This is a genomic window from Streptomyces sp. NPDC086549 (assembly GCF_044746205.1).
Taxonomy (GTDB): domain Bacteria; phylum Actinomycetota; class Actinomycetes; order Streptomycetales; family Streptomycetaceae; genus Streptomyces.
Genome location: NZ_JBIVBS010000012.1, coordinates 352,695 through 361,670, shown reverse-complemented (window position 1 = coordinate 361,670; position 8,976 = coordinate 352,695). Strand labels below are relative to the sequence as shown.

9 protein-coding genes and 1 rRNA gene are annotated in these 8,976 nt (G+C 67.4%); all 10 read left to right on the top strand.

Translation table 11 applies throughout. The features are described 5' to 3' along the window. A 5S ribosomal RNA gene (gene rrf, locus ACIPSA_RS33380) occupies nt 1-95 on the top strand; the annotation flags it as partial. A gap of 109 nt (nt 96-204) precedes the next feature. Beyond that, on the top strand, nt 205-813 hold the full coding sequence (locus tag ACIPSA_RS33375) for a CDP-alcohol phosphatidyltransferase family protein (RefSeq protein ID WP_402641337.1): 609 nt from the start codon (nt 205-207) through the stop codon (nt 811-813). A gap of 113 nt (nt 814-926) precedes the next feature. Further along, on the top strand, nt 927-3,422 hold the full coding sequence (locus ACIPSA_RS33370) for a sugar phosphate nucleotidyltransferase (RefSeq protein WP_402641335.1): 2,496 nt from the start codon (nt 927-929) through the stop codon (nt 3,420-3,422). 214 nt (nt 3,423-3,636) lie between these two features. Then, a complete protein-coding gene (locus tag ACIPSA_RS33365; protein WP_402641358.1) occupies nt 3,637-4,476 on the top strand; it encodes a DUF881 domain-containing protein in 840 nt (279 codons plus the stop codon). Next, on the top strand, nt 4,473-4,805 hold the full coding sequence (locus ACIPSA_RS33360) for a small basic family protein (RefSeq protein ID WP_006134295.1): 333 nt from the start codon (nt 4,473-4,475) through the stop codon (nt 4,803-4,805). Before ACIPSA_RS33365 ends, ACIPSA_RS33360 begins: the two co-directional genes overlap by 4 nt. 5 nt (nt 4,806-4,810) lie before the next feature. Further along, a complete protein-coding gene (locus tag ACIPSA_RS33355; protein WP_402641332.1) occupies nt 4,811-5,656 on the top strand; it encodes a DUF881 domain-containing protein in 846 nt (281 codons plus the stop codon). A 148-nt stretch (nt 5,657-5,804) separates the two neighbouring features. Then, a complete protein-coding gene (locus ACIPSA_RS33350) occupies nt 5,805-6,677 on the top strand; it encodes an FHA domain-containing protein (protein ID WP_402641357.1) in 873 nt (290 codons plus the stop codon). Between the two features lie 43 nt (nt 6,678-6,720). Then, nucleotides 6,721-7,458: a MerR family transcriptional regulator gene (locus tag ACIPSA_RS33345; RefSeq protein ID WP_402641329.1), complete on the top strand. Its 738-nt coding sequence runs from the start codon at nt 6,721-6,723 to the stop codon at nt 7,456-7,458. A gap of 86 nt (nt 7,459-7,544) precedes the next feature. Beyond that, a complete protein-coding gene (locus ACIPSA_RS33340; RefSeq protein WP_026253112.1) occupies nt 7,545-8,018 on the top strand; it encodes a bifunctional nuclease family protein in 474 nt (157 codons plus the stop codon). A 260-nt stretch (nt 8,019-8,278) separates the two neighbouring features. Beyond that, entirely contained in the window at nt 8,279-8,962 is a 684-nt protein-coding gene (locus ACIPSA_RS33335) for a MerR family transcriptional regulator (protein ID WP_402641326.1), read from the top strand. Nucleotides 8,963-8,976: the final 14 nt, after the last annotated feature.

The window sequence follows — 8,976 nt, the reverse complement described above, 5'->3', positions numbered from 1 at the left end:
AAACGCCCGGTTACATTCCGAACCCGGAAGCTAAGCCTCACAGCGCCGATGGTACTGCAGGGGGGACCCTGTGGGAGAGTAGGACACCGCCGAACTCCTTTTAGAGCTCTGGCTCTTGGGCATCAAGCCCAAGAGCCAGAGCTTTTTTGTGTTGAGGTAAGGTCAGGGGGCATCGTTGGCACGTTTCCCACAGGAGGCCCCCGGGTGGAGGTCCAGGAGACCCGCGTCCAGACGGACCGGGTCCTCACCATCCCGAACATCCTCAGCATGGCGCGTCTCGTCGGCGTACCCGTCTTCCTGTGGTTGATCCTCAGGCCGGAGTTCGGAGGCCCCAAGAGCGATGGTTGGGCGTTGCTCGTGCTCGCTTTGAGCGGCATCAGCGACTACCTGGACGGCAAGCTCGCGCGGCGCTGGAATCAGATCAGCAGCCTCGGCCGGCTGCTTGATCCCGCAGCCGACCGGCTCTACATTCTCTCGACGCTGATCGGTCTTACGTGGCGCGAGATCCTGCCTCTCTGGCTGACGGCCGTGCTGCTGGCGCGAGAGCTGGTTCTGCTGGTGATGGTGGGCATCCTCAGGCGTCACGGCTATCCCCCGCCCCAGGTGAACTTCCTGGGGAAGGCCGCGACGTTCAACCTGATGTACGCCTTCCCGTTGCTCCTTCTCAGTGACGGACATGGATGGATCGCGTCACTCGCTGCTATTTTCGGATGGGCGTTCGCGGGATGGGGTACAACGCTGTACTGGTGGGCAGGAGTGCTCTACGTGGTGCAAGTCCGCCGCCTGGTTCGTGCGGACGCCATGGCCGATTGAGCTCGGCGATTGTCCGGACGTAGTGGCTCGATGGCCCGCGGCGGAAAAGTGGGGGACAATCTGGACGGGTGAAGTCGGCTAGACCGTCGTCTCTAGAGGAGGACGCTTCCGACATGAAGGCCGTCGTGATGGCCGGTGGTGAAGGCACGCGCCTTCGCCCTATGACCTCGAGCATGCCCAAGCCGCTCCTGCCTGTGGCGAACCGCCCGATCATGGAGCATGTGCTTCGGCTGCTCAAAAGGCATGGGCTCACTGAGACCGTCGTAACCGTGCAGTTCCTGGCCTCGCTCGTCAAGAACTACTTCGGTGACGGCGAGGAGCTCGGAATGGAGCTCACATATGCCAATGAGGAGAAGCCACTCGGTACCGCCGGAAGCGTCAAGAACGCCGAGGAGGCATTGAAGGACGATGCCTTCCTCGTCATTTCCGGTGATGCCCTGACCGACTTCGACCTCACTGATCTGATCAACTTCCACAAGGAAAAGGGCGCGCTGGTCACCGTCTGTCTGACGCGCGTGCCCAATCCGCTGGAATTCGGCATCACCATCGTTGACGAAGAGGGCAAGGTCGAGCGGTTCCTGGAGAAGCCGACCTGGGGGCAGGTCTTCTCCGACACCGTGAACACGGGCATCTACGTCATGGAGCCCGAGGTCTTCAACTACGTCGATCCCGACGTTCCAGTGGACTGGTCGGGTGATGTCTTCCCGCAGCTCATGAAGGAAGGCAAGCCGGTGTACGGCTATGTCGCCGAGGGCTACTGGGAGGACGTCGGTACGCATGAGTCGTACGTGAAGGCGCAGGCCGACGTCCTGGAGGGCAAGGTCGACGTCGAGATCGACGGATTCGAGATTTCCCCCGGTGTTTGGGTGGCGGAAGGCGCCGAGGTGCACCCGGATGCCGTTCTCCGGGGGCCTCTCTACATCGGTGACTACGCCAAGGTCGAGGCCGGCGCCGAAATCCGTGAGCACACCGTCGTCGGATCGAACGTCGTCGTGAAGACCGGTGCGTTCCTGCACAAGGCCGTGGTGCACGACAACGTGTATGTCGGCCAGCACAGCAATCTGCGGGGCTGCGTCGTCGGAAAGAACACCGACATCATGCGCGCGGCCCGGATCGAGGACGGCGCGGTCATCGGCGATGAGTGCCTGATCGGCGAAGAATCGATCGTGCAGGGCAACGTACGGGTCTATCCCTTCAAGACCATCGAGGCCGGCGCGTTCGTCAACACCTCGGTCATCTGGGAGTCCAGGGGCCAGGCGCATCTGTTCGGCGCTCGTGGGGTGACCGGCATCCTGAACGTGGAGATCACACCCGAGCTCGCCGTGCGGCTGGCCGGCGCGTACGCGACGATGCTCAAGAAGGGCTCCACCGTCACGACGGCCCGCGACCACTCCCGGGGTGCACGTGCGCTGAAGCGAGCGGTGATCTCCGCTCTGCAGGCCAGCGCCATCGACGTACGGGATCTGGAGAACGTGCCGCTCCCCGTGGCCCGGCAGCAGACCGCGCGGGGCAGCGCGGGCGGCATCATGATCCGGACCTCGCCGGGTGTGCCCGACTCCGTCGACATCATGTTCTTCGACGGGCAGGGCGCGGACCTCTCGCAGGCGAGCCAGCGCAAGCTGGACCGGGTGTTCGCGCGGCAGGAGTACCGGCGTGCGTTCCCGGGAGAGATCGGCGACCTGTACTTCCCGGCGAGTGTCTTCGACTCGTACACCGGTTCGCTGCTTCGGAACGTCGACACGACGGGGATCGCCGAGGCGGGGCTCAAGGTGGTCGTGGACGCGTCGAACGGCAGCGCCGGGCTCGTACTGCCCAGCCTGCTCGGCAAGCTCGGTGTGGACTCGCTGACCATCAATCCCGGCCTCGACGAGTCCAGGCCCACCGAGACGGCCGAGGTCCGGCGGTCGGGACTGGTGCGCCTCGGCGAGATCGTGGCGTCCTCAGGGGCTGCGTTCGGCGTGCGGTTCGACCCCGTGGGCGAACGGCTGTCCCTGGTGGACGAGAAGGGCCGGATCATCGAGGACGACCGGGCTCTGCTCGTGATGCTGGACCTCGTGGCCGCGGAGCGGCGCAGCGGCCGTGTCGCGCTGCCGGTGACCACGACCAGGATCGCCGAGCAGGTGGCCGCCTACCACGGCACCCAGGTCGAGTGGACGACGACCTCTCCCGACGACCTCACGCGTGTGGGACGTGAAGAAGGGACGATCTTCGGCGGCGACGGAAAGGGCGGGTTCATCGTCCCGGAGTTCAGCGGCGTCTACGACGGCACCGCGGCCTTCGTGCGGCTCATCGGGCTCGTGGCGCGGACGCAGCTCACCCTCAGCCAGATCGACGCTCGGATCCCGCGGGCGCACGTCCTCAAGCGGGATCTGGCGACTCCCTGGGCCGTGAAGGGGCTGGTGATGCGGCGGGTCGTCGAGGCGGCTGGAGATCGCTTCGTCGACACGACGGACGGTGTGCGAGTCGTGGAGACCGACGGCCGCTGGGTGATGGTGCTGCCCGACCCCGCCGAGGCGGTCACGCATCTGTGGGCGGAAGGTCCGGACGACGCCTCCGCGCAGGCCCTGCTCGACGAGTGGGCGGCGATCGTGGACAGCGCCGGACGGTAAACAGGACCCGCGGCGCGGCACCAAGAGCCGCGGCACGGCGCCAAAACCCGCAGCACGCGTGCGTGCCGGACAAGTGTCCCCAAGGGGGCCTGTCCGGCACGCCGGTGGGGCCATTCGGAGGTACTGGTGGCGACGTGCGACGATGTGCGGCATGCCGCAGCAACCCCCCGTTCGGAGCAACACGCCCACGCGGCCGTCGCGCCCGGACGCCTCCATGTCGTTGATCACCAACGTCATGGACCACAGCCTCGACGACGGGTACGCCGAGGCCGCCGCCCGGAAACAGTCTCAGGGCGAGCGCGGCATGCCGAAGACCCTCAGGGCGAAGCTCGGTCTCGCCGCCGGCCTGGTGCTCGCGGCGCTGGTCGTGACCGTAGGGGCGGCCCAGGCACGCGTGGCGGCGCCCGTGATTGCGAAGGAACGGCAGGAACTGATCGACCGCATCGACCGGGAGACCGAGTCGGCGGACAAGCTGGAACGCTCGGTCGACAAGCTGCGCGGCGACGTGAGCGCGCGCCAGCGGGTGGCCCTGAAGACGAGCGGCGGCAGTCGGCAGGCCGACCTGGTCGGCATCCTGTCGGGCGCCACGGCGGTGCACGGCCCCGGTGTGAAGCTCGTCGTGAACGACGCGAAGGAAGCCTCCACCGGCGGCGACGGCAGCAATCCGCGGGAGACCTCCGGTTTCTCCGACACCGGCCGGCTCCGCGACCGCGACATGCAGCGCGTGGTGAACGGGCTGTGGGCCTCCGGAGCCGAGGCGATCTCCATCAACGGGCAGCGGTTGACCGCCCTGTCCGCGATCAGGGCCGCGGGTGACGCGATACTGGTCGACAACAGGCCACTGGTGCCGCCCTATACGGTGCTGGCGGTGGGGGACGGGCAGAAGCTGAGCACAGGGTTCCAGAACAGCGCCGACGGGCTGTATCTGCACGCCCTGCAGGAGAACTACGGCATCCGTACAGGCATCTCTACGGAGAGTGACGTCCGGCTGCCCGCAGCACCGAGTGTGATCGTACGTACAGCACAGCCGAGCACTGAGAAGGGCACATCGTGATCGCCGTACTGGGCCTCATCGTGGGAGTCGTGGCGGGCCTGTTGGTTCGTCCCGAGGTTCCGGCGGTCGTCGAGCCTTATCTGCCGATCGCCGTCGTCGCGGCGCTCGACGCCGTCTTCGGTGGTCTTCGGGCCATGCTCGACGGCATCTTCGACGACAAGGTCTTCGTGGTGTCGTTCCTGTCGAACGTGGTCGTGGCCGCACTCATCGTGTTCCTGGGCGACAAGTTGGGTGTGGGGGCGCAGCTGTCCACGGGTGTCGTGGTGGTCCTCGGCATCCGCATCTTCTCCAACGCCGCGGCGATCCGCCGCCACGTGTTCCGGGCGTGAGACCGATGAGCGACCAGGACGAGCAGCCGGAGAACAGGCTGCGCAAGGAACTGCCCGACGAGGTGCCCGCGCCGGCGTCGGTTCCCGCAGCCGAGCCGGAGGCGGACGAGAAGCAGCCCGAGGCCGCGCTCACCGGCCGCCAGCGGCTGGTGAAGGGGCTGTGGCCGCTGCGGGTCACCAGAGCCCAACTCATCGTCGCCCTGCTGCTGTTCGGCCTCGGCTTCGGCCTGGCGGTGCAGGTGGCGTCGAACAGCGACAGCGACAGCGCGCTGCGCGGCGCCCGTCAGGAAGATCTTGTTCGTATCCTCGATGAACTCGACGACCGTACTCAGCGTCTTGAGGACGAGAAGCAGGGACTCGAGAAGCAGCGGTCGGAACTGCAGAGCAGCTCCGACCAGGCCGCGGAGGCTCGCAAGCAGACGGCCGAGAAGGAGAGGCAACTCGGCATTCTCGCGGGCACCGTGGCGGCGCAGGGTCCCGGCATCACGATGACGGTCGAGGACACGAAGGGGGCGGTCCAGGCGGACATGCTGCTCGACGCGATCCAGGAACTGCGCGCCGCCGGTGCGGAGGCGATAGAAGTGAACGGGGTACGCGTCGTCGCGAGTACGTATCTGACGGACTCCGGCAAGAGCGTGAGCGTCGACGGGAACAAGATCAACGCCCCCTATCGTTTCAAGGTCATCGGCAAGCCGCAGGATCTCGAGCCGGCGCTCAACATCCCCGGAGGCGTGGTGCAGACTCTCGAGAAGGAGCAGGCCACCGTGACCGTCGAGCGGTCGTCCAAGATCGTTGTCGAAGCCTTGCGAGCGGCGAAGCGGCCTGACTACGCTCGGTCGTCCTCCCAGTGAACCGGGGGTGCATGGGGGACGTCCGACAGGGGCATGAGGTTGCGGGGGGTCGGCGCACCGAAGAGGTGGCGCGTGGTGGAAACTGTCTGGTGGATACGGACGTTGTGAGGATGTCCGGGTCGACCGGTGTATGTAATCAGGGTTCGTCCTGCCCCACGGGCGGGTCTGTTTCGGTCAAGGGGAATCGCCCGTGAAGTTGTTTGCGAAGTTGTTCGGCAAGAGCGCGCGAGAGGGTAGCGACAACGCGACCGCTCGTCATCGCGCACAGCCTGACGCAGAGGGTCAGCGCCCGCTGTTCCGTGACCAGGTCCCTGGTCCAGGCGGTGACATTTCCGGTGGTCAGGGCGCGCCGTCTGTTGACCCTGCCCAGTCCAGCGGCATAGGTTTCGGGCAACCGTCAACCTCAAGTACGGGTGGAGGGTTTACCCGCGACCCGTATGCGTCCAATGCCCCCGGGGGGCAGCCGCGGCAGGAGGATCCGTCCATGTCGGTCCTGGTGTGTACGAGGTGCGGTAACCGGAATGCGGAGAACGCCCGGTTCTGTTCCAACTGTGGTGCCCCGCTGCGCGCCGGCGTGACGCCGGAGCGTGCGTCCGAGACGACGTCCACGATCTCCATCTCCGGTCTCGAGGCCTACGACGCCGAGGTCACCGGCCAGACGCAGATGCCGGCGCTCTCGCCCGAGGCGCAGGCTGCCGTGGACGCGCTGCCGATGGGTTCGGCGCTGCTGGTGGTGCGCCGCGGGCCGAACTCCGGCAGCCGCTTCCTGCTGGACGGCGAGCTGACCACGGCCGGGCGTCATCCGCAGAGCGACATCTTCCTGGACGACGTGACGGTCTCGCGCCGTCACGTGGAGTTCCGGCGCTCCTCGGACGGCTCGTTCACCGTGGCCGACGTGGGCAGTCTGAACGGCACGTACGTCAACCGTGAGCGGATCGACCAGGTCCCTCTGTCGAACGGTGACGAGGTGCAGATCGGCAAGTACCGGCTGGTCTTCTACGCGAGCCGGCAGGGCATCTGACCCTCCCCCAGACTCCGTCCGGGGGGACCCCCAGGGAAGGTCCATGCTTCAAACACCGAGCGGCGGTGCCGTGCCCGGCACCGCCGCCGCGGACAGTGGGCTGATGAGTATCGGCACGGTGCTGAACGCGCTGCGCGACGAGTTCCCCGAGGTCACCATCTCCAAGATCCGCTTCCTGGAGTCGGAGGGGCTCATCGAGCCGCAGCGGACGCCCTCGGGCTACCGCAAGTTCAGCGCCGGGGACGTCGAGCGCCTGGGGCACGTCCTGAGGATGCAGCGGGACCACTATCTGCCGCTCAAGGTGATCCGGGAGCACCTGGATGCCGTGGAGCGCGGAGAGGCCGTACAGCTGCCGGTAGTGGGCCGTCAGCGTGACGGCGAGGACGTACTGGAGCCGTACGACACGCCCACGGCGGCCCGGATCGGGCGGGCCGAGCTGCTCGCGGCCGCCGAGATCTGCGAGAGCGATCTCAAGGAGTGGGAGTCGTACGGGCTCATCGCTCCGCTGGAAGACGGAGTCTACGACGCGGAGACGGTCACCGTGGCCTCCGTCGTCGCCGAGCTGGGCCGGTTCGGGATCGAGCCCCGCCATCTGCGGGTGATGAAGGCCGCCGCCGACCGTGAGGCCGGGCTGGTGGACCAGGTGGTGGCTCCTCTGAAGCGGCACCGCAACCCGCAGACCAGGGCCCACGCCGAGGCTCGTACGAAAGAGCTGGCGGCGCTCACCATGCGGCTGCACGCGGCCCTGGTGAAGACCGCCCTCGGGGTGCGTCTGCCCTGAGCGGCGCGGTTGCTCCGGAGGCCGGATCGGGCACCCGTTCCCGGCCCGACTACCCAAACGTCCCGAGCACGGCCTAGGGTTGCTGTGTGAACGAGCTCGATGTCGTAGGTGTCCGGGTCGAAATGCCCTCCAACCAACCGATCGTGCTCCTGCGCGAAGTGGGAGGCGACAGGTACCTCCCCATCTGGATCGGGCCGGGGGAGGCGACGGCGATCGCTTTCGCCCAGCAGGGCATGGCCCCCGCGCGACCGCTGACCCACGACCTGTTCAAGGACGTGCTGGAGGCCGTCGGCCAGGAGCTCACGGAAGTACGCATCACGGACCTGCGTGAGGGCGTCTTCTACGCGGAGCTGGTCTTCGCCAGTGGGGTCGAGGTGAGTGCCCGCCCGTCCGATGCCATAGCGCTGGCCCTGCGCACCGGAACGCCGATCTACGGCAGTGACACGGTGCTCGACGACGCGGGCATCGCGATTCCGGACGAGCAGGAGGACGAAGTGGAGAAGTTCCGCGAGTTCCTCGACCAGATCTCGCCCGAGGATTTCGGCACCAGCAGCCAGTGACACGGGTGGCCGGCCCGGCGGACGCGGTCCGTGACGGGTCGGCCGACGCCCTGTTACGGGCGGGATGTCGGCAAATGCCACCGGCCATTGAGAGCGTCCTACGGCCCCCCGCCAGAGCATTCGGCTAGCCTTTCCCCGCGGTGGGGCACGGGAAACCACTCCTAGGGTGATTATCACTCGGCGTGCCGAGTGTGGCGATCGTTGACGCACCCCTGGTGACTGCCTACCGTCGAGAAGGCAGGTCAAGGACGGAGGTCGGCGTGAGAAGCAGCGGCGACGGTACGGCTGGGGGTGCCCCCGGAATCGGTTTCGGGGAGAGCGGTCCGTACCCTCCCCCGAGCTCTCGGCTGCACTCGAGCAGGGGGCACTCCTATCCCGGCAGCGCGGCCGAGCACGCCCCGCATCGGCCGACGGCCGTGCCGAGCAGCGGAGGGGCGGCGCCCATGGCGTCCGAGGAGATCGGCTACCGCGGTCCGACGGCCTGCGCGGCCGCCGGCATCACCTACCGGCAGCTCGACTACTGGGCCCGTACGGGCCTGGTCGAGCCGAGTGTGCGTCCTGCCTACGGGTCAGGTACGCAGCGCCTGTACAGCTTCCGGGACGTTGTCGTCCTGAAGATCGTGAAGCGGTTCCTGGACACCGGGGTGTCGCTGCAGAACATCCGTACCGCCGTCCAGCACCTCAGGGAACGCGGTTTCCGCGACCTGGAGCGCATGACGCTGATGAGCGACGGCGCCACGGTCTACGAATGCACCTCGCCGGACGAGGTCCACGCCCTTCTCCAGGGCGGTCAGGGCATCTTCGGGATCGCCGTCGGAGTGGTGTGGCGGGACGTGGAGAGCGCTCTCTCCCAGTTGCACGGGGAGCGCATCGACACGGGCGAGACCCTTGTCGGGCACAACCCCGCGGACGAGCTCGCCCGGCGGCGCAACCGGGCTGTCTGAGCCCCGCCCTGCGG